This window comes from Thiomonas sp. 13-64-67 (assembly GCF_002282795.1).
GTDB lineage: Bacteria > Pseudomonadota > Gammaproteobacteria > Burkholderiales > Burkholderiaceae_C > Thiomonas > Thiomonas arsenitoxydans.
In genome coordinates this window covers 12,463-33,560 of the sequence record NZ_NCKP01000028.1, presented here as the reverse complement: position 1 = coordinate 33,560, position 21,098 = coordinate 12,463, and the positions used below count along the sequence as shown (strand labels likewise).

Below are 21,098 nucleotides of genomic sequence, written 5' to 3'. Positions count from 1 at the left end.
GAGGTCGTCAATGCGGATGCGCAGGTTTTCGATCCACTGACCGTAGGGACGCGCACTGGCGAGCTGGCTCTTGATTTCCTTGTCGTCGATGATGCGGCCGGCCTCCATGTCGATGAGGAACATCTTGCCCGGCTGCAGACGCCACTTCTTGACGATATGACTCTCGGATATGGGCAGCACGCCCGACTCGGACGCCATAATGACCAGATCGTCGTCGGTCACGATGTAGCGCGCCGGGCGCAGGCCGTTGCGATCGAGCGTGGCGCCGATCTGGCGGCCATCGGTAAAGGCGATCGCGGCCGGGCCGTCCCACGGCTCCATCATCGCGGCGTGATACTCGTAGAAGGCGCGGCGGCGCGGGTCCATCAGGGTGTGCTGCTCCCACGCCTCGGGAATCATCATCATCATGGCGTGCGACAGCGGGTAGCCCGCCATCAGCAGCAGCTCAAGGCAGTTGTCGAAGCTGGCGGTATCGCTCTGGCCGGGGTAGATCAGCGGCCAGAGCTTTTGCAGATCGGCGCCGAGCACCGGCGAAGACACGGCGCCTTCGCGCGCGCGCATCCAGTTGTAGTTGCCCTTGACGGTGTTGATCTCGCCGTTGTGCGCCACCAGCCGGTAGGGATGCGCCAGCGGCCACTCGGGGAAGGTGTTGGTGGAAAACCGCTGGTGCACCAGCGCCAGCGCCGACACCACGCGCGGGTCTTTGAGGTCTTTGTAGTACTCGCCCACCTGATCGGCCAGCAGCAGGCCCTTATAGACAATGGTGCGCGCCGACATCGACGGCACGAAATACTCTTTGCCGTGGCGCAGATCGAGCTTCTGGATGGCGTGGCTGGCGGTCTTGCGGATGACGAACAGCTTGCGCTCCAGCGCGTCGGTCACCATCACATCCGGGCCGCGGCCGATGAACACCTGGCGGATCACCGGCTCCTTGGCCCGCACGGTGGGCGACATCGGCATTTCGGCATCGACGGCCACATCACGCCAGCCGAGCAGTACCTGCCCTTCGGCACGGATGGCGCGCTCGATTTCTTGCTCGCAGGCCAGACGCGAAGCCTGCTCGCGCGGCAGGAAGATCATGCCCACGCCATACTCGCCCGGCGGCGGCAGTTCCACGCCCTGCGCCGCCATTTCTTCGCGGAAAAAAGCGTCTGGAAGCTGGATCAGGATGCCCGCGCCGTCGCCCATGAGCTTGTCGGCCCCCACCGCGCCGCGATGGTCGAGGTTTTTGAGAATGAGCAGACCGTTTTGCACGATGTCGTGCGACTTCACCCCTTTGATGTGCGCCACGAAACCCACGCCGCAGGCGTCGTGCTCGTTTTGCGGGCAATAAAGCCCGTCGCGGGACAGGGCGGCGATTTCGGCGCCAGGGGCGGAATTTAGGGGCGTGGACATGGCAGGCTCCGCAGTGAGTCAACAAGAGTCTGCGAATTTACTGCATCGCAGCACGCGACGCAACAAAAATTCACTATTCTGTCCCTATTAAATAGTAGAACTTGAAATCGACAAAATAAAAAAGGGACAGATTATTCTCACTGAGGCAGGCTAATCACGAGCAACTTTCATGCGCGGGCGCCCCCGCGGGGCAGGAGCCAACCGTCGCCCGCTCTCAGACTCCAACTCTTTTAGAAACGCCGCATCGCCCACTGCGAGGCCGCTGCGCAACGCGGCCTCCAGCGCCAGGCATTGCGGCGGCGCGACGCCGTGCGCCAAGCGCTCGCGGTAGGCCGCCTCGCGGGCAAAGGGCGTGTTGCCTAGTTGCCAGTAAGCGTCTGGCGCCGAAAGCAGCGGAGGCCGTGCACCGCCTGATGGCACTTCGCCGCAATGCGCCGCCTGGCTGCACCATGGCCAGGCGGCGGCACCGGCTAAGTCGGCGCGGTCTGCCGCGCGGTCGATCCACACCATCGCGGCCAGCTCCCAATCGCCGGGTTGAACCAGCGTGCTCTGAAACCGTCCGGCCCAGGCCGGTGCGCGCTGAATGGGCGGCGACGCCCCGGCCGACTCCGCCGATTCCGCCGACGTCGTGGACCGCGCGCGACTCGCGCGCCGCGCCAGCCCCTGGACATAGCGCGAAAGGTCGGCAGCGCTCTGCGGCGTGAGCAGCAACAGCACCGCTTCGGGCAACACGGCATAGCCATGCAGCCGCACCGAAGCCAGACTCAGCCCCTGCGCCATCCACAACACAAACTGATCGCGCTGGGCCGACGTCGCCAGAGGCGAGGCGCCGGGCGCGGCCTGCAATCGCACAAGATGCGCCCGTCCGGGGCGGCAAAAGCGAGCTTGCCGCGCCATCAGCGGCGCAGCGCCTCGCGCAAGGCAGCGATTTCGGCAGCGGCGGCGGGATTGAGTTCCAGCTCGCGCTGCAGCCGCACCGCGCGGCGAGCCCGTGCCAGCGCCTCGCCACTGAAGCGCCATTGCGCCACGGCGCTTGCGGGCTGCATCGGATCGATCACGCCCTCTTCGACCAGATGCACGATCTGCGTACGCTCCACCCGGCAAAGGGCACAGACCTGGTCGACCGTGATGTCGATCTGTTCTTCCAACACCACGCCGACCAAGGGCGCGGCATTCGCATTCGAGGGGGCGCTCATGATTGGGCTCCTTGGTACAGCGCGGCGCGCGGGTTGAACGAGGAGAAATCTTCCTGCAGACGACGGTAAGCCGAGCGGGCGGCCTCGGTATCCGCCGGGGGCAGCGCCACTTGCGCGACCACATACAGATCGCCCGGCGTAGCCCCGGGGATGCCGCGGCCCTTGAGCCGCAAGCGACGCCCGCTGCCGGTGGCCGGGGGAATTTTGAGCGCGACTTTGCCGTCAGGCGTGGGCACATTGACTTCGGCTCCCAGCGCTGCTTCCCACGGCGCCAGCGGCAGATCGATGAACACGTCGCGCCCTTCCACGCGGTAAAGCCCGTGGGGGTTGAAGCCGATTTCCAGATAAAGATCGCCCGCGCCACCCTCACCCAAACCCGGCGCGCCCTGGCCCGCCAGACGGATGTGCTGACCGGCGCGCACCCCTTTGGGAATCTGCACCTGCAGAGTGCGCTCGCGCGTCACCACATGCCCCTGCGCATCGACTTCGGGCATGCGAAGGTTGAGCGTTCGGGTCGCACCCCGGTAGGCGTCTTCCAGATCGATGAGGATTTGCGCATGGTGATCCTGCCCACGCAGGTGCATGCCTTGGGCTCCCGGCCCGCCCTGGCCTGCCCCCGCGCGCCGCGCGCCGCCGGCGCTGCGCGCGAACAGTGCCTCGAAAAAGTCGCTGAAATCGGCCTCGTTGCCCGGCATGCCGCCGCGCTGCTCGAAGCCCGCGCCCCAGTCCGGCGGCGGCTGAAAGTCTTGACCGGCGCGCCAGTTGCTGCCGAGCTGATCGTAGGCCGCGCGCTTTTCCGGGTCTTTGAGCACCTCGTATGCCTCGCCCAATTCCTTGAACTTGGCCTCGGAACCGGCTTCCTTGTTCACGTCCGGGTGGTATTTGCGGGCGAGCTTGCGGTAGGCGCGCTTGATTTCGTCTTGCGTCGCGCTGCGCTCCACGCCCATGACCTTGTAGTAATCCTTGTAGTCCATCGTGCTTCCTGTGCGGAAAATGAATCTTGAGATGAAGTGGGGACGGAATCTGAATTTGCAAAACGCTGAGCGCTATTTTCCACCGCATCGGCGCCTCGCAACCACGACCGTCTTGCTCGCCTAGAATGGAAGAGAGTGAATCCGCTGCGGCAGGCTTTGTCCTGCAAATCCCCAGGCGGAACTCTGCGCGGGTCAGGGTGCCCGCCCGTTGACGCCGTCAACGCCCGAGCCGGTTTCAACTGATGTCCGGCTGCTCAATTTTCCATCGCCGCCATCACACACCGCACGGATGAACACCACGACAACCCCGACCGAAGACACTCCTCAGCCTGAACGCTTTTCCGACCTGGCACTCGACGCGCGCATTCTGCGCGCCGTCAGCGATATGGGCTATGAAAAACTCACACCCATCCAGGCCAAGGCCATTCCGCTGTTGCTGGATGGGCGCGACATCATGGGCGCCGCGCAGACCGGCACCGGCAAGACCGCCGCGTTCTCCCTGCCCATCCTGCAGCAGCTCTTGCCGCTGGCGTCGACCAGCGTTTCTCCGGCGCGTCACCCGGTGCGCGCGCTGATGCTGGCACCCACGCGCGAGCTGGCCGATCAGGTCTACACCAATCTCAAGGCCTATGCCAAGCACACGCCGCTGCGTTGCGCCTGCGTGTTCGGCGGCATGGACATGGCGCCGCAGAAGGCCGAGCTGCGCACCGGGGTCGATCTGCTGGTGGCCACGCCCGGGCGCCTGCTCGACCACCTCGAAGCCAAGACCGTCAACCTGGGCCAGGTGCAATTCGTGGTGCTCGACGAGGCCGACCGCATGCTCGACATCGGCTTCCTGCCCGACCTGCAGCGCATCCTCGGCTTTCTGCCCAAACAGCGCACCACCCTGCTGTTCTCGGCCACGTTCTCCACAGAGATCAAGCGACTGGCGCAGAGCTATTTGCAAAACCCGCTGCTGGTCGAAGTGGCCCGCCCCAACGCGACCGCGACCAATGTGGAGCAGCGCGTCTATCAGGTGGAAGAAGACGACAAGCGCGCCACCCTGGTGCAACTGCTGCGCGACAACCCGCTGCCGCAGGTCATCGTGTTCGTCAACAGCCGCCTCGGCGCCGGCCGCCTGACCCGCTTGCTGGAGCGCGACGGCATCAAGGCCGCAGCCATGCACGGCGATAAATCGCAGGCCGAACGCCTCACCACGCTGGAGGCCTTCAAGCGCGGCGAGATTCAGGCGCTGGTCGCCACCGACGTGGCCGCGCGCGGACTCGACATTGCCGAACTACCCGGTGTGGTGAATTACGACGTGCCCTTCAGCGCCGAAGACTATGTGCACCGCATCGGCCGCACGGGTCGCGCCGGCGCCTCCGGCCTGGCCATTACCCTGGCAACGGCGCGCGACGCGCGCTCTCTGGCCGATATTGAGAAGCTGATCAAGCGCCAGTTTGAAAAGCAGACCGTATCGCTTGAGCGCGCGCCTCGGCCGCGCCGCGATGCGGACGAGACGCGGGAACACCGCAGCGCGCGTGCGCCTCGTGCACTGCCGGGCGAAATCGGCGCCTCGGTGCCGGTGCCTCCACGCGTTTCACGATCTTCGCGGCAGGACCCCTGGTTTGACAAACCCTATGAGGCCGACCCGAATGCCCAGCCCGTTTGGGAGGCCACATCGGCTTCACCCGGAAGCGGCGCGCGCTCGACGTCTTCGAACATCCGCCCGCGACGCAGAATCGCCGCCCTGCTGGGCGGAAGCGATCCGAAATAAGCCGATTCGGCAACGCGAAGACGCTCCCCCTCGGGGGGCCTGACGCAAGCGCGGCAGGTCTGGGGGCGCTATCAGGTGTCCTTCGGCTCACCGCCCTCGCGGGGAAGTAGCTTGAATTCCGACGAGTCGGGTTCGGCAGGCTCGGCCTTTGAAGTCTGCGGCTCCAGCGGCAACTCGAAGTCCAGATCGAGATGTGGCGGTTCTGAGAGAGTCGCCAGTTCCACATGCTCCACCTCGGTGGCGGGCATGCCTTCAGGAAAGCGGTCACGCGCAACCGCGTACAGCATCAGCAGATCGCGGTAGGCCGCCAGCTCGAAACCCATGCGGTGTTGATGCGGGTCGTCAAGCAACATGCGCTCGAGCACGTTCACGATCTGCGGTTCGCCCCAGGTCATGGTGATGAGTTTCATCGCACGGTCGTAATCCATCAGATCGCGGCCCTGCGATTGCCGCAAGGCATCGGCATCTGCCTCCCAAGGCGGCACGGCCACGTTGAAGCGACGCTGAAAGCGGCTGTAGAGCGACTCGAACTCGGCCTTGCGCCCATGCTTGCGGTACAGATCGAACAGCAGCAGATAGGGCAGCGCGAAGCTGTCGCTGGCATTGTCGTCGAGCGATTCTTCGAGCAGGGCCATGGCGCGGTCTTCGTCGCCGGTTTCGATGAAGTATTCGGCCAGATGCCCGGCGTCCATCATCTCATCGACATGCACCTGCTTGTCCTGGCTCATGGGCTGCATGAAGCGCGAATCCCAGTCGATTCCGGAGTCTCCCCATTGACCCGCTTTGGCGGATTGGAGAGAGGGCGCGTCGATTTCGGGCTGCAAAGGTCGGCCGTCCACCAACGGGGCCAGACCAAAAGGCAGCACGGCTGGCGCGATGGTGCTGGCCTGCACCGACATCGAGGTCATGGCCACGGTGGGCGCCTGGGCAGAAGCGGCCCGCTCGGGTTCCGCCGCAACCCGGTGGCCCACGGAAGCTGACTCGAAGGGGCTGCGCGACAGACCCGGATCGGCGCCGCGCCGCCACAGCCAGAAACTCAGCAGCGCGAGCGCGATCAGCGCCGCAACCAGGGCGTACACCAGGCTGGCGGAATAGCGCTGCGAGCGCACCTGCCCCAATTCGGCTTGCGACTGTTGCAACTGCTGTGAGGCTTGCTCGAACTGCCGCTGCAGCACATTCGCCCGGTCCTGCAGAGCGTTGATCTGCTGCAGGGTCGGCTGGGCCTCGCCTGGGGCAGCGGTCGCGTCCATGATGAGCTGGCGCAGTTGATTGAGCTGGCTGCGCTGCTCGGCGCTGAGGGCGGGCACGGCCGCGGGCAGCGCGGTCGCCAGACGCAGTTGCGGCACAGCGGCGAAGTCGGCCGCGTTGAAATCATCGAGTTCGAGTCGGTTGCCTGCATGAACCGGCGCGAGCGGCGCCTTGAGGGGCTCAGCCCGGCGGCGCTCCACCTTCGCTTTGGCGGGTTCATGCCCTTCGTGGCGCGCAAGCTCTTGCCGCGCTGACACGGGCGCCTTCGCGCGTTCAGCTTTCGGCGCGGCCTTTTTCACGACTGGCGCCTCAGACGGCGACTGACGTGACCCCGGCGTTTGCGCTGGCGCCGCGACCTCGCTGGACGGCGCCTGCCCCGCAGAACGATTGCCAACCGCACTGCCTGCAACCATCGGCAATTCGGGCGTCGGCGGATCGACCAGCAAGGTATAGACCTGAGTGCGTTGGTACTGGCAGGCCAGGTGCAGACGCACGATCAGAATCGGCTCGCGCAGCGCTTGCTGGCTGCGCAGTAACAAGGTCAGACCGTCAGCCGACGGCTTGGAAGTGATCGCCAGCGCCCCCACCCCGCCGCCAAACTCGCCCGATTGCGCCTGGGCCTGCACGCATGACAGCGGCAAGGACTCCTGCGCATCGAGATGCACCGGAATCGTCATCTGCAGGGTGCGGCCGAGTTCGGCGCGCGTTTGCGGGGCGCCGATCATCAGCGCCTGCGCTGGAGTCACGAACTGCGCCGCGAGCCCGACCGCAACCATCCAGGGCCGCAAGCACAAGAGCAGGCCATTGCAAGTCGTTAGAAAAGAGGCGAAACGGCGGAAAACTGAGGGCATTGCAGCGCAAATAAGGGCCGACATCAAAATGTGTCGAATAATTTGAAAGCAATGTATCACGCAGCTTTCATTCCAATTGGCGCCAACAAAATCCGGATGAAAAGGGTGTGAAAAAATTAACAATCGCCTGATTTTCTGTGGGAAACACCCCACAGTCCCCGGCCGCGCATGGCGAGCTGAATATGATGCTTGCACCTCTGGCCCCACCCTCTCTGCATGAGCGCCGAACTCCGAGCCGAACGTCAGGGCGACAGCCTCGTGCTGCGCCTGCACCACCCCGAAAGCCGCAACGCCCTGAGCGCCGCGCTCTGCTCGGCCGCGCTGGAGGCGCTCACCACGGCGCAACGTGATGGCGAGATCCGCGCCGTGGTGCTCACCGGAAGCGAACATCACTTCTGCAGCGGCCTGCACGACACCAGCGCACTTGACGCCTTGCACGATTGCATCCTCGCCCTGCGCGATTGCGAACCGCTGGTGGTCGCAGCGGTCGAAGGCCAGGCGCGTGGCGCCGGAGCCGCGCTGGCGCTGGCCTGCGATCTGCTCGTCGCGGCCGACAACGCCCAGTTCCAGCTGATCGACCCCCTGCTGCCCGAGAGCGACGTGGGCGGCGCGCAATGGCTGGCCGCCCAACTGCTGCCGCGGCCCGCGTGCAACGAGGCCGCGCTGCCCGGTCTGGGACTCGGCGCGGCTCGGCTGCACCAGCTCGGCGTGGTCAACCGCCTGTGCCGGCCCACCGACGCGCTGCAGACCGCGCTGCAACTGGTCGAAGCCATTCCCGGCGCTTCGGGCGGGCCGCGCAAAGTCCTGCCCAATGCGCCGAGCTACGCCAGCGCCCTGCATGTTCATCTGGCCAGCCAGATCCTGCCGCCGCGCGACTGAGAGGGTGTGAACGCTCCCATGCCGCCCAGATCGGTCGAAACCGCGCCTTCGCCGCGCGTCAGCACCCTGCAAACCCGGCTGCACCGCTTTATGCACACGGTGGTGCTGCCGCACGAAGGCGCCATCAACGCCGCCCTGCGCCTGAGCGCGACCAGGCCGCAGGACGCCGTCGGCCCGCTACTCGCCCCCCTCCGCCAGAAGGCCCAACTGGCGGGGCTATGGAATCTGTTTCTGCCCATCTCCCCCCGCGCCAGCCAGGGGTTGAGCCATTGGGAATACGCGCCGATGATCGAAGCCATGGGCCACATCCCCTGGGCAGCCGAGGTGTTCAACAGCGCCCAACCGGACGCGGGAAACATGCAGTTGCTCGACAGCTACGGCAGCGAAGCGCTGAAAGATGCCTGGCTCGACCCGCTGCTGCGCGCCGAGACCCGCAGCGCCTGGGCCGCCGCCGAGCCCGACGCCGAGCTGCACAACCCGGACTCGCTGCAGTGCCACGCCACGCAAGACGGCAATTCCTGGCGCCTGAGCGGTCAAAAAACCTGGGTGCAAGGCCTGCTGGACCCGCGCACCGCCAGCCTGCTGGTGCTGTGCCGCACCGATGCGCAGGCGGCCCTGCATCGCCAGTTCAGCGTGCTGCTCGTGCCGCTCAAGACCGATGGCGTGCAGATCGGTCGGCACTTGCAGGGCTGGGGTACGGCGCAGAAGGCTTTGGCCGAAGTGTCTTTCGAAAACGCACGCGTGCCCATCCATCATGTGTTGGGCCAGCCGGGACAGGGCCTGGAGATTTTGCAAGCCCGCCAGCGCATCGTCGGCCTGCACGATGCGCTGTGGTGTCTGGGCGCTGCGGAGCGCGCCCTCGATCTGCTGATCGCGCGGCTGCAAACCCGGCGCATCGGCGAACAGCTCGCGGTGCATCACCCGGTCTGGCAGCAGCGCATCGCCCGCACCCGCACCGGGCTGGACACCACCCGCATGCTGGCGCGGCGCAGCGCCTGGCAGATGGACCAGAACGACAGCCACCTGCCCCCGCAGGAACTCGCCATGCTGCAAAGCCTGGCCCTGCCGCTGGCGGTGGATGCGGTGCAATGGAGCATCCTCGCGCACGAGGCCGACGCGCTAGACGACAGCCTGCCCCTGGCCGGTCTGTCCGCGCAATTGCGGCTGATGCAGCAACTCACCCCGCCCATCGAGGTGCTCCACGCCCAGATCGCCCAGGGCGAACTGCTGCGCTGAACGAGCGCCTGCAGCAAGGCGGCAAACGTCGCACAATGAGGCGCACCGTTCACCTCGCCGCACAGACGGCGCCTCCCGCCATGATCGACCTCTACTCCTGGGCCACCCCCAATGGCCACAAAATCCACATCCTGCTCGAAGAACTCGGCCTGCCCTACCGGGTGCACGGCGTGAACATCGGCCGCGGCGAACAGTTCGCGCCCGACTTTCTCGCCATCAGCCCGAACAACAAGATTCCCGCCCTGATCGACAGCGACGGCCCGGATGGCCAACCCATCAGCGTGTTCGAGTCGGGCGCCATCCTCCTCTATCTGGCCGAGAAGACCGGCCGCTTTCTGGGCACAGGGCCGCGGGCGCGCATCGCCACGCTCGAATGGCTGATGTGGCAGATGGGCAGCATCGGCCCCATGCTCGGCCAGGCGCACCACTTCCGCCAGTACGCCCCCGAGAAAATCGACTACGCCATCGCCCGCTATACCAACGAGGCGCGCCGGCTCTACGGCGTGCTCGACCGGCGGCTAGCGTCGCAGCCCTATCTGGCCGGTGACGACTACACCATCGCCGACATCGCCGTCTTTCCGTGGTGTCGCAGCGCCGCCAATCAGGGCATAGACTGGGCCGAGTTTGCGCATGCCAAGCGCTGGTTCGACGCCATCGCCGCGCGGCCCGCGGTGCAGCGCGGGGTGCAAGTGCTGACCGACGTGCGCCCGGCCGAGATGGACGCCACCGCGCGCGAACACTTGTTCGGCAGCACCCAATACCAGCGCCGCTGAAGGAGCTCGTTATGAAGTTCGTCCGCTACGGCCGCAACGGCCAAGAGCAGCCCGGCCTGATCGACGCGCAGGGCCGCCTGCGCAGCCTCGGCGGCATCGTCGACGAGATCGACGCCAGCGTCTTCGGCCGACCTCAGGCGCTGCGCGGCATCGACGCTGAAAGCCTGCCGCTGGTGGGCGGCAAGCCTCGGCTGGGCGTGCCCTTCGTCGGCATCAGCAAGTTCATCGCCATCGGCCTGAACTACCGCGACCATGCCAACGAGGCGCGCATGGCCATCCCGACCTCGCCCATTGTGTTCAACAAGTGGACGACCTGCATCAGCGGCCCGAACGATGCGGTGCTGCGCCCGCCCGGCGCGCACAAGCTCGATTGGGAAGTCGAACTCGGCGTGGTCATCGGGCGCGAGACGCGCTTTGTGCGCGAGGCCGATGCGCTCAAACACGTGGCCGGGTATTGCCTGGTCAACGACGTGTCCGAGCGCGCCTATCAGCTCGAACAGGGCAGCCAGTGGAATCTGGGCAAAGGCTGCGACACCTTCGGCCCGATCGGCCCCTTGCTGGTCAGCCGCGACGAGATCGCCGACCCGCAGAACATCGACCTCTGGCTCGACGTGAACGGTGAGCGCATGCAGACCGGCAACACGCGCGACATGATTTTCGGCGTGGCCTACCTCGTCGCCTATCTCAGCCGCTACATGACCCTGCTGCCCGGCGACCTCATCGCCACCGGCACGCCGCTCGGCGTGGGCATGGGCCGCAAGCCCCCGCGTTATCTGCAGCCCGGTGATGTGGTCACGCTCGGCAGCCCACAACTCGGCACGCAGCGGCAGGAGATCCGCCCCGCTCCACAGCGTCCGCTGTGACCGGCACCGCAGCCCGCGTGGTGACCTGCGCAGAGACCTGCGCGGCAAAGTTCATCCCCTGCGGCTATTCTTGAGCTTCACCCTGGAGGGCGTTGCCATGCCGACACTCGATCTGGCCTTGCCGCTGCACGCGCATGACCATTCGCATGAACACCCGCACGACCATCTATTGCAAGCGGTGCTGCACACCCGCGCGCGCAGCGTGGCGCTGGTGCAGGGGCTGAGCGATGCCGACTGCACCGTGCAGTCCATGCCCGACGCCAGCCCGGCCAAATGGCATCTGGCGCACACCACCTGGTTTCTCGAGGAGTTCATCCTCGCGCCGCATCTGCCGGGTTACCGCGTGTTCGATCCGGCCTTCCGTTATCTCTTCAACTCGTATTACGACACCGTCGGCCCACGCCACCCGCGCCCGCAGCGCGGCCTGCTCACCCGGCCGCCGCTCGAACAGATTCTGGCCTTTCGCGCCCATGTCGATGCGGCACTGCAACGTCTGGCGCCCGAGGCCGCGCCAGCCTCTTTGCTCGAACTTGGGCTGCACCACGAGCAGCAGCATCAGGAATTGCTGCTCACTGATCTGCTGCATCTGTTTGCGCAAAACCCGCTGCACCCTGCTTATCGCGCCGCGCCCGGCCCCATGCCCGGCGTGCAGAACCCGGCACCGGTGCGCTGGGTGAGTTTTTCCGGCGGTCTGACCGACATCGGCCATGCCGACGAACGCTTCGCCTTCGACAACGAAGGCCCGCGCCACCGCGTCTGGCTGGACGACTACGCCCTGGCGCAACGCCCTGTGTGCAACGCCGACTGGCTCGACTTCATCGCCGACGACGGCTACGCCACACCCGCTCTCTGGCTGGCCGACGGCTGGCGCTGGGTGCAGGAGCAGAACATTCGCGCACCCGCCTACTGGCAGGCGCACGGCGATGGCTTTCACACCCAGGCCATGACCCTGCACGGCCTGCAGCCCCTGCTGCCGCAGGCGCCCGTGACTCACCTCAGTTTTTACGAAGCCGATGCCTACGCCCGCTGGGCCGGCGCGCGTTTGCCGACCGAGTTCGAGTGGGAGGCCGCCTCGCGCCGCCAGCCGCTGTCGGCCGCGACGCCCGCGCAATTCGCCGATCACCCGTGGCGGTTTCCCCTGCCCGCTGATGAAGCGGCCACCGACGGCCTGCAGACCCTCTGGGGCGGCGTGTGGGAATGGACGGCCAGCGCCTACCTGCCCTACCCCGGCTTTCACCCGGCGCCCGGCGCCGTGGGCGAATACAACGGCAAATTCATGAGCGGTCAGATGGTGCTGCGCGGCGGCTCCTGCGCCACGCCGCCAGGCCATATCCGCCCGACCTATCGCAACTTTTTTTACCCCCACCAGCGCTGGCAATTCACCGGTCTGCGGCTGGCGCGGGCCTGAAACAGAAAGGATCGCCGATGCCTGCGCAGACCGCCACTGTCCTGCACCCGCCCGACTTGCCCGACCTCAACCCCGAGTTCGCCACGCAAGTGCTCGAAGGCCTGAGCGCTCATCCCAAACGCATTCCCTCCACCTGGTTCTACGACCACCGCGGCTCGGAACTGTTCGAGCAGATCACCGAGCTGAACGAGTACTACCTCACCCGCAGCGAAACTGCGCTGCTGCGCAACCTGCATGACGAGTTTGCCCAACTACCCGCTGGCGCGGCCGTGATCGAATTCGGCAGTGGTTCCAGCCGTAAAACCCCCTTGCTGCTGGGCGCCCTGAACGCCCCCGCGAGCTACACCGCCATCGACATCAGCGGCGACTTTCTGCGCCAGTCGGTGCGCGGGCTGCAACTGCGTTTTCCCCAGCTGGATGTGCACGCGCTGGAAGCCGATTTCACCGCCCCGCTGCACTGGCCCGCCGCGCTGGAGGCCGACGTGCGGCAACAGCCCCGCATCGGCTTTTTTCCCGGCTCGACCATCGGCAACTTCACCCCGGAGCAGGCGGTGCGCTTTCTGCATGGCGCGGCGCAATTTCTCGGCCCCGGCGCGCATTTGCTCGTCGGCGTGGACGGCACGCAGGACAAGGCCAAACTCATTCCCGCGTATGACGACGCCCGCGGCGTAACGGCGGCGTTCAACCGCAATCTGCTCACCCGCATCAACCGCGAACTCGGCGCCGATTTCAATGCGCAGGCGTTCCGGCATGTGGCCCGCTTCGACCCCGCGCACGGCCGCATCGAGATGCATCTGCTCAGCCCCCGGCCGCAGACCGTGCGCCTGCTCGGGCAGAGCTTCACCTTTGCAGAAGGCGAGACTCTGCACACCGAAAATTCCTACAAATACCCGCTGGCGATGTTTCAGCGCCTGGCGCACTCGGCGGGGTGGACGCCGCAGAAACACTGGCTCGCCGCCGATACCGATGTTGCGCTGCACTGGCTGCAGCGGTGAGGCGGTTGGCCGCCCACCGCGTCAGCGCGGCTCTGCGTCGGTCGGCGCTTCGCGCACCGGATGCTTGAGCAGCTTGCGCTGCAGGGTGCGGCGGTGCATCTGCAGCGCGCGGGCGGTGGCGGAGATATTGCCGTCGTGCTCGGCCAGCACCTTCTGAATGTGCTCCCACTCCAGCCGATCGACCGGCAACGGCTGGGCGGCCACGGCGCGGTCGGCCTCGGGTTCATCTTGTTCCAGCGCGGCGAGGATGTCGCTCACCGTCGCCGGCTTGGGCAGATAGTTGGTCGCGCCGAGCTTGATGGCATCGACCGCGGTGGCGATGCTGGCGTAGCCGGTCAGCAGCAGGATGCGCAGGTCGGGATAGGCCTCGCGCAGCGGCGCAATCAGCGTCAGACCGCTATCGCCGGGCAGGCGCAGATCGAGCACCGCCGCGTCGAACGCCGCCGTACCGATGAGCGCGCGCGCGGCGGGCGCCGAATCGGCATGCCACACGGAAATGCCGCGCCGTTCCATGGAATTGCGCGTGGCGGCAGCCAGCGCGGCGTCATCTTCGACCAGCAACAGATTCATCGGTTTGCCATTCATTGAGTTGGATCGAGGCGCGGCCATTGCAGCGTGGCGCTCAGCCCGCCGCCCGCGCGTCGTGCCACGGTGAGCGTGCCACCGAGGCGCTCGATCCCGGCGCGGGCCAAGGCCAGCCCGAGGCCGCGCGTCTCGCCCTTGGTACTGACGAAATCGTAGCCTGCCCGCGCCAGCCGATCATCCGACAGACCGGGGCCGCGGTCGAGCACATGCACGCGCAGACTGGTCGCGTCCCAGTCGGCCTCGACTTCCACCGCGTCGGGGCTGGCGTCGGCGGCGTTGTTGAGCAGACTCACCAGTGCGGCGTTCAGACCCGCATCCACCCGCAGCACCGGGGGCGAACCTGCGCTGCGCAGTGCGAGCCCCGCCTGCGACTGCGGTCGCATGAGGTGCCAGTGCTCCAGCGTTTGCTCCAGCCAGTGCGCCAGCGTTTCGGTCTGGTCGCTGCGGCTGCGAGCGGCGCCGGCTGCCGCGGTGATGTGACCAAGCACGGTGCGGATCTGCGCCACCTGCGCCTGCATGCGCTGCAGTTGGGGCCCGAGTTCATCGTCGCCCGCGTAGTCGGCCTGCAAATCGTCCACCGTCATCGCCAGGGTGGACACGGGCGTAGCGAGTTCATGCGCGGCGGCGGCGGCCTGCATGCCCAGCGCGAACAGATGCTGGTCGCGCAGACCGACTTCACGGCTGCGGGCCAGTTCGATTTCGCGCTCGCGCAAGGCTGAAGCCAGACGCGCCACCACCGCCGCCACCAGCAGCGCCGTGATGAGAAAGTTGCCCCACATGCCCGTCAGATGCTCGCCGAGCATGCCGGTCGCGACCCCGCAGGCCTCGGTCAACGGGGTGGGGAAGAATGACACCAACGAGTAAAGCGTGATGACCACCGCCGTCATGGCCCAGACATAGAACCAGGGCAGAGCCACCGCACTCAGGACGAGCGGTATCAGCAGCAGGGAGATGATGGGGTTGACCTCGCCGCCGCTCCAATACACCAGCAGGGCAAGAATGAGGGCATCGGCCAGCAGGTGGACGAAACCGCCGAAGGCGCCCAAGCCGCGGCGGCTGCGAATCTGCCACCACAGCAAGACGCCGAGGGCCGCCTGAAGGCCGATCAGCCCCAGCACTTTGTAGACCGGCCAGGTGATGTCGAGGAAGTGATGCGCCCAGGGCAGCACCGCCAACTCGGCCAGCAGCATGGCCACGCGCGCCGCGAGCAGCCGGGTCAGGGTGACAGCCGGCAGATGTGGCGAAGCCGACAAAGAAGCTTGCGCTCCCTGATCGGCAAGGGGCAAACGCGGAATAAGGGAGGACAGCGGCATGGAGCCATTTTAGGAAGCCCTTGCGGCACGCCAGTACGCGGTTCTCCCTGCGACGCACTGCCGCAGGGAGAACCCGAGCCTGTTACGGCAGCAGCACCGTCGAGCCGATGGTCTTGCGGGCTTCGAGATCGCGATGCGCCTGCGCCGCCTCGGCCAGCGGGTAGCACTGGTTGATGTTAATCTTCACCTGCCCGCTGCGAATCAGCGCGAACAGCGCATCGGCCATTTGCTGCTTCACCACCGGATCGGCCATATGCGTGCCCAGCGTGGGGCGGGTGACATAGAGCGAACCGGCTGCCGCCAGGTCGGTGAGCTTGATCGGCGGCACCGCCCCCGAGGCATTGCCGAAGCTCACCATCAGGCCGAAGGGCTGCAGGCAGGCGAGCGAACGCTCCCAGGTGTCGCGGCCAATCGAGTCATAGACCACCGGCACGCCGCGTCCTGCGGTGAGGTCTTTGACCTGGGCGACGAAATCGTCCTGCACATAGTCGACGGCGTGGGCGTAGCCGTTTTCCAGCGCCAGCGCGCATTTCGCCGCCGAGCCCGCCGTGCCGATAAGCGTAGCGCCCAGCGCCCGTGCCATCTGTCCGGCAATCAGCCCGACTCCGCCGGCGGCGGCGTGAAACAGCGCCACATCCCCGGCCTTGAGCGCGCGGGTGCGATGCAGCAGGTAATACGCCGTCAGGCCTTTGAGCAGACTGGCCGCAGCCACCTCGAAAGCGATGTCGCCGGGCAGTTTGATCAGCGGCGCCACCGGAACCACCCGGCGCTGCGCATACGCGCCGGGCGCGCCGGTGCAGTAGCCCACGCGGTCGCCCACCGCAAAGCCCTCCACCCCCGGCCCCACCGCCTCGATCACCCCGGCGGCCTCGCCACCCAGACTGCCCGGCAGCGGCTGTGGGTACAGGCCGGTGCGGTGATACACGTCGATGAAATTCAGCCCGATGGCTTCCTGGCGCACCCGCACCTGGCCCGGGCCGGGATCGGCCAGTTCTTGCTCGCGCCATTGCAGCACTTCGGGGCCGCCGTGTTGATCGAACCGGATCGCGTGGGTCGTCGTCATGTCTCTTCCTTTGTCGTGGGTTGTTCGTGCAGCCACAGCCACAGTGCGGGTAGGCACAGCAAGGCTAGTGCCGCGGCCAAGGTGAACAGGGCCGCCGCGCCGATGGTCTGCCACAGCCAGCCCGCGCCGATGGCCGCGAGCAATTGCATCAGCCCGATGGTCAGGTGATACAGGCCGAACGCGGTGCCGCGCAACTGCGGCGGCGCGGCCTCGGCCACGGCTGCGGAGAGTAATCCCTGCGTGAGCCCCATGTGCAGCCCCCACAGCGCAACCCCCAGCCAGAACCCGGGCATTCCCAGCGGCAGCACGCCGCCGAGCAACAACATGGCAGCCGCCAGCACCGCCAGCCCCAGGCCGAACAGCCGCTTGCGCCCCCAGCGCGCCGCCAGCAGACCCACCGGGTAGGCCGAAAGCGCGTAGGCCAGCGACAGCACCAGCGTGACCAGCGCGATCCACACCACCGACACGCCGATCTGGTCGCCGCGCAGCACAAGAAACGCCTCGGTCAGCCGCGCCACGGTAAACAGCGCGGCCAGGCTGACGACCTGCCAGAATGCCGGAGGCAACTCGCGCGCTGCGCGCCAGTCCATGCCCTTCTTGCCCGCCTTGGCCGTCGCCCTGTCGGCTTGAAGCCGACGCGGTTCGCGCACGCCCAAAGCCAGAATCGCCACTGCGATGACTGCCGGAATCACCCCGAACCACAGCACCAGCCGCAGGTTGTCGGCATACACCGCCAGCAGGCCGATGGCCGCCAGCGGCCCGAGCACCGCGCCCACGGTATCCAGACTTTGCCGCAGGCCGTAGGCGGCATTGCGCAGCGCGGGCGGCGTGGCGTCGGCCACCAGCGCGTCGCGCGGCGCACCGCGGATGCCCTTGCCGATGCGGTCGATGAAGCGCGCCGCGATCACCTCGCCCGCGCCCGAAGCCAGCGGAAACAGCGGCTTGGTCAGCGCCGACAGGCCATAGCCCGCCACCGCCAGCCATTTGCGCGAACCCATGCGGTCTGACCACACGCCCGACACCACCTTGAGCATCGACGCCGTGGCCTCGGCAATGCCCTCGACCACCCCGACACTGAGCACGCTCAGCCCCAGCACCGTGGTCATGTAAACCGGCAGCAGGGCGTGGATGAGTTCGGACGACATGTCCATGAACAGGCTGACCAAACCCAGCATCCACACGGTGCGGGGCAAGCGGCTGCTTGTTGGATCAGAAGGGAGTTGCATGCGGAATTTGTGGTGAGTGGCCCTGTGCCGGGCGTTAAGCGCAGTCTAAGCGCCTGCCGCTAAAGTCCGGTCTGTATCCATTTGCAATCCAGCCCCATGCGCCTGCTCCTGGTTGAAGATGATGTGATGATCGGCGAAAGCGTGCTCGACGCCTTGCGCGGCGAGGGCTACGCGGTGGACTGGGTGCGCGACGGCGCCGTGGCCGACTCGGCGCTGCGCACCGAGCAGTACGACCTGGTGCTGCTCGATCTGGGCCTGCCCAAGATGGACGGCATCGCCGTGCTCAAGGCGCTGCGCACCCGGCGCGAAACCACCCCGGTGCTCATCGCCACCGCGCGCGACGCCGTCTCGGCGCGCATCGCCGGGCTCGACGCCGGGGCCGACGACTATGTGCTCAAACCCTACGACCTCGACGAACTCTCCGCCCGCATCCGCGCGCTGCTGCGCCGGGCGGCGGGGCGGGCCGAGCCGGTGTTCAGCTACGGCCGCATCAGCCTGAACCCGGCCACGCACGAAGCCCTGCTCGACGGCGAGCCAGTCGCCCTGTCGCAACGCGAGTGGGCCGTGCTCGAAGCCCTGATCGCCCGCCCCGGCATGATTCTGTCGCGCGCCCAGCTCGAAGAAAAACTCTATAGCTGGAAGGACGAAATTTCGAGCAACGCGGTGGAGGTGTACGTTCACAGCCTGCGCAAGAAGCTGGGGCCCGACCTCATCCGCAACATCCGCGGCATGGGCTACATGATCGCCAAGGAGCCCGCGCCTGCAAGCCCGAGCCGTGATGGCGGCGGTGACGGCCGCCACACGCCAGAAGCCGATAGCGTTGAAGATGGCGGAGATAGCGGCGACGGCGGCGGCGATGGGGGCGGCGATTGAAATCCCTGCGCGCCCGCCTGCTGCTGCTGCTCTCAGTGGCCGTCACCCTGGCGGCACTGGTGCAGGCGGTGGCCGTGTTCCGCAACGCCATGAACGAGGCCGACGCGGTGTTCGACTATCACCTGCAGCAACTCGCGCTCAGCCTCGCCAGCGGCGATATGGGCCTGCCCGGTTTCGGCCCCAATGTCAGCGCGGGCAACGATGTGGACTATGTCGTTCAGGTCTGGGCGCCCGATGGCAAACGCATTTACGTCTCGCGCCCACGCAGCGAGCTGCCCAGCCAGGCCGTGCTCGGCTACACCAATGTGCAGGTTGGCGGCGAGCAGTGGCGCGTCTATTCCATGCAGGCCGGGGGGCGCACCATTCAGGTCGGCCAGAGCACCGCCACGCGGCAGGCGTTGGCGCTGGGCTTCGCGCTGCGTTCCATCTGGCCGATGGCCGTCATCGCGCCGCTGCTGCTGCTGGCCGTTGCGTGGGTGGTGCGACGCTCGCTGCGACCGCTGAGCGATCTGTCGCGCGAGCTGGAGAACCGCGCCGCCACCAGCTTCGACCCGCTCGACCCGCACCCCGTGATCAGCGAAATGCAGCCCGTGGTGCGCGCGATGAACGGCCTGTTCTCGCGCACTCGGCAGGCCTTCGATACCCAGCGCATGTTTGTGGCCGACGCCGCGCATGAACTGCGCTCGCCGCTGGCCGCGCTCAAGGTGCAGGTGCAAATGCTCGGCCGCGCGCACGACGACGCCCAGCGCGGCGTGGCGCTGGCCCGGCTGGAAAGCGGCATCGACCGCGCCAGCCATCTGGTCGAACAACTGCTGCTGCTGGCGCGCAACGAGTCGGGCGCCGAAGAGGCGCTCACCGCTGTGAGCCTGCTCGACACCGCGCGCCTGGCCCTGTCCGACACCGCCGAACTCGCCCAGACCCGCGGCGTGGACGCCGGGATGGAAGACGCCGAAGACTGCACCGTGCTCGCCCCGGCCAGCGGCCTGCGCATTCTGGTGCGCAACCTGGTGGACAACGCCCTGCGCTACACCCCCACAGGCGGCCGGGTGGACGTGCGGGTGCGCTGTGAAATGATGCCGGTATCGGCCGAAACCCACGGTACAGCAGCGCAAGACGCATCCGCTGCCATTCGGCCGCAGCGCATGGCCGTGCTCGAAGTGGACGACTCCGGCCCCGGCATTCCGCCCGAAGACCGTGATCGCGTGTTCGACCGCTTCTATCGCCGCGAAAACGCCCCGCCCGGCGGCAGCGGCCTGGGTCTGGCCATCGTGCGCAGCGTGGCCGAACGCTGCGACGCCCGCATCGAACTCGACACCTCCCCACTGGGCGGGCTGCGGGTGCGGGTAATTTTTGCGTCCGCAGGGCACACGCTCCCGCGCTGAAAAAAAACCGGCGCTTGGCGGGCTTCAGTCCAGGTTAAGGCCCATCACCGAGTCTTTAATCAAGACGCCGCCGCGCTTGCCGCGTTGCAGCAATTGCGTTTCAATCGGCTCGCTGACCCGCTTGCCTAGCTACTTTCCACTCAGGAGACCCCCATGACCATGCAACTCAGCCTCAAGGACAAAACCGCCATCATCACCGGCGCCGCCAGCGGCATCGGCAAAGAGATTGCCGAAACCTATGCCAAGGCGGGCGCCAAAGTCGCCATTGCCGACCTGAACCTCGACGCCGCCAACGCCACCGCCGAAGCCATCAACAAGGCCGGTGGCAAAGCCATGGGCGTGGCGATGAACGTGACCGACGAAGCGCAGGTGAACGCCGGCTGCGCGGCGGTGGCCAAGGCCTTCGGCCCGGTGGATATTCTGGTGTCGAACGCCGGCATTCAGATCGTCAATCCGATTGAAGACTTTGCCTTCGCCGACTGGAAAAAGCTGCTCGCCATCCACCTCGACGGCGCCTTTCTCACCACCAAGGCCGTGCTGCCGGGCATGTATGCCAAGAAGGGCGGCGTGGTGATTTACATGGGCTCGGTGCATTCGCACGAGGCCAGCAAGCTCAAGAGCGCCTACGTCACCGCCAAGCACGGCCTGCTGGGGCTGGCGCGGGTGCTGGCCAAGGAAGGCGGGCCCAAGGGCGTGCGCTCGCACGTCATCTGCCCGGGCTTTGTGCGTACCCCGCTGGTGGAAAAGCAGATTCCCGAGCAGGCCAAAGAGTTGAACATCAGCGAAGACGAGGTGATTAAAAACGTGATGCTGAAAGACACGGTGGATGGCGAGTTCACCACCACCGCCGATATCGCCAATCTCGCGCTGTTCCTGGCCGCCTTCCCCACAGCCGCGCTCACCGGCCAGTCCATCGTCGCCAGCCACGGCTGGTGCATGAACTAAAAGGCGCAAGTCATGACGACCGCCACGACGACCCGTCTCACGCAGCGCACAAAGACTGCCTCCTCGCCTGAAGAAGAAACTCGCCGGGCCGCCCCAAGAGTTTCTTCGCCCCCTGGGGGGAGACGTGAGCAAGGCGA

18 protein-coding genes and 1 pseudogene are annotated in these 21,098 nt (G+C 66.8%); 10 read left to right on the top strand and 9 right to left on the bottom strand.

All coding sequences use genetic code 11. The features are described from left to right. The 4 genes and pseudogenes from B7X30_RS08575 to B7X30_RS08560 form a co-directional block, all read right to left on the bottom strand. Positions 1-1,395 (bottom strand): annotated as a pseudogene (locus B7X30_RS08575) (glutamate synthase subunit alpha); the annotation flags it as partial. 150 nt (positions 1,396-1,545) lie between these two features. Beyond that, positions 1,546-2,292, bottom strand: coding sequence for a hypothetical protein (locus B7X30_RS08570; RefSeq protein ID WP_286730235.1), 747 nt, complete (start codon positions 2,290-2,292; stop codon positions 1,546-1,548). Next, positions 2,292-2,591: a chaperone modulator CbpM gene (locus tag B7X30_RS08565; RefSeq protein WP_286730234.1), complete on the bottom strand. Its 300-nt coding sequence runs from the start codon at positions 2,589-2,591 to the stop codon at positions 2,292-2,294. The genes B7X30_RS08570 and B7X30_RS08565 overlap by 1 nt, the downstream gene beginning before the upstream one ends. Continuing rightward, a complete protein-coding gene (locus B7X30_RS08560) occupies positions 2,588-3,565 on the bottom strand; it encodes a DnaJ C-terminal domain-containing protein (protein WP_286730233.1) in 978 nt (325 codons plus the stop codon). The genes B7X30_RS08565 and B7X30_RS08560 overlap by 4 nt, the downstream gene beginning before the upstream one ends. 289 nt (positions 3,566-3,854) lie before the next feature. Here B7X30_RS08560 and B7X30_RS08555 point away from each other — a divergent pair, with 289 nt between their 5' ends. Beyond that, entirely contained in the window at positions 3,855-5,321 is a 1,467-nt protein-coding gene (locus tag B7X30_RS08555; protein ID WP_286730232.1) for a DEAD/DEAH box helicase, read from the top strand. 71 nt (positions 5,322-5,392) lie between these two features. On the opposite strand, the gene B7X30_RS08550 is transcribed toward B7X30_RS08555, so the two are convergent. After that, complete coding sequence (locus B7X30_RS08550; RefSeq protein WP_286730231.1) at positions 5,393-7,345, bottom strand: hypothetical protein; 1,953 nt, start codon at positions 7,343-7,345, stop codon at positions 5,393-5,395. A 291-nt stretch (positions 7,346-7,636) separates the two neighbouring features. Here B7X30_RS08550 and B7X30_RS08545 point away from each other — a divergent pair, with 291 nt between their 5' ends. From B7X30_RS08545 to egtD, 6 genes are all read left to right on the top strand, one after another. Next, positions 7,637-8,299 (top strand): enoyl-CoA hydratase-related protein, encoded by a 663-nt coding sequence (locus tag B7X30_RS08545; protein WP_286730230.1) that lies wholly within the window; start codon positions 7,637-7,639, stop codon positions 8,297-8,299. A gap of 6 nt (positions 8,300-8,305) precedes the next feature. After that, entirely contained in the window at positions 8,306-9,535 is a 1,230-nt protein-coding gene (locus B7X30_RS08540; protein WP_286730229.1) for an acyl-CoA dehydrogenase family protein, read from the top strand. Between the two features lie 80 nt (positions 9,536-9,615). Next, on the top strand, positions 9,616-10,308 hold the full coding sequence (locus B7X30_RS08535; RefSeq protein WP_286730236.1) for a glutathione S-transferase N-terminal domain-containing protein: 693 nt from the start codon (positions 9,616-9,618) through the stop codon (positions 10,306-10,308). 11 nt (positions 10,309-10,319) lie between these two features. After that, positions 10,320-11,171, top strand: coding sequence for a fumarylacetoacetate hydrolase family protein (locus tag B7X30_RS08530; RefSeq protein ID WP_286730228.1), 852 nt, complete (start codon positions 10,320-10,322; stop codon positions 11,169-11,171). A gap of 97 nt (positions 11,172-11,268) precedes the next feature. After that, positions 11,269-12,579, top strand: coding sequence for an ergothioneine biosynthesis protein EgtB (gene egtB, locus B7X30_RS08525; RefSeq protein ID WP_286730227.1), 1,311 nt, complete (start codon positions 11,269-11,271; stop codon positions 12,577-12,579). Between the two features lie 17 nt (positions 12,580-12,596). Next, positions 12,597-13,574, top strand: a complete 978-nt coding sequence (egtD, locus tag B7X30_RS08520; protein ID WP_286730226.1) for an L-histidine N(alpha)-methyltransferase — start codon at positions 12,597-12,599, stop codon at positions 13,572-13,574. Positions 13,575-13,595: 21 nt separating this feature from the next. On the opposite strand, the gene B7X30_RS08515 is transcribed toward egtD, so the two are convergent. The 4 genes from B7X30_RS08515 to B7X30_RS08500 all read right to left on the bottom strand — a co-directional run bounded on the left by B7X30_RS08515 (position 13,596) and on the right by B7X30_RS08500 (position 17,761). Beyond that, a complete protein-coding gene (locus tag B7X30_RS08515) occupies positions 13,596-14,159 on the bottom strand; it encodes a response regulator transcription factor (protein ID WP_286730225.1) in 564 nt (187 codons plus the stop codon). Further along, a complete protein-coding gene (locus tag B7X30_RS08510) occupies positions 14,156-15,472 on the bottom strand; it encodes an ATP-binding protein (RefSeq protein WP_286730224.1) in 1,317 nt (438 codons plus the stop codon). The genes B7X30_RS08515 and B7X30_RS08510 overlap by 4 nt, the downstream gene beginning before the upstream one ends. Before the next feature lie 82 nt (positions 15,473-15,554). Further along, positions 15,555-16,535, bottom strand: coding sequence for a quinone oxidoreductase family protein (locus tag B7X30_RS08505; RefSeq protein WP_286730223.1), 981 nt, complete (start codon positions 16,533-16,535; stop codon positions 15,555-15,557). Next, entirely contained in the window at positions 16,532-17,761 is a 1,230-nt protein-coding gene (locus B7X30_RS08500; protein ID WP_286730222.1) for an MFS transporter, read from the bottom strand. Before B7X30_RS08500 ends, B7X30_RS08505 begins: the two co-directional genes overlap by 4 nt. Before the next feature lie 96 nt (positions 17,762-17,857). Here B7X30_RS08500 and B7X30_RS08495 point away from each other — a divergent pair, with 96 nt between their 5' ends. From B7X30_RS08495 to B7X30_RS08485, 3 genes are all read left to right on the top strand, one after another. Further along, complete coding sequence (locus B7X30_RS08495; protein ID WP_465020130.1) at positions 17,858-18,634, top strand: response regulator; 777 nt, start codon at positions 17,858-17,860, stop codon at positions 18,632-18,634. Continuing rightward, entirely contained in the window at positions 18,631-20,016 is a 1,386-nt protein-coding gene (locus tag B7X30_RS08490) for an ATP-binding protein (protein WP_286730221.1), read from the top strand. The genes B7X30_RS08495 and B7X30_RS08490 overlap by 4 nt, the downstream gene beginning before the upstream one ends. Positions 20,017-20,169: 153 nt before the next feature. Continuing rightward, positions 20,170-20,961 (top strand): 3-hydroxybutyrate dehydrogenase, encoded by a 792-nt coding sequence (locus B7X30_RS08485; RefSeq protein ID WP_013122423.1) that lies wholly within the window; start codon positions 20,170-20,172, stop codon positions 20,959-20,961. The last annotated feature ends 137 nt before the right edge of the window (positions 20,962-21,098 follow it).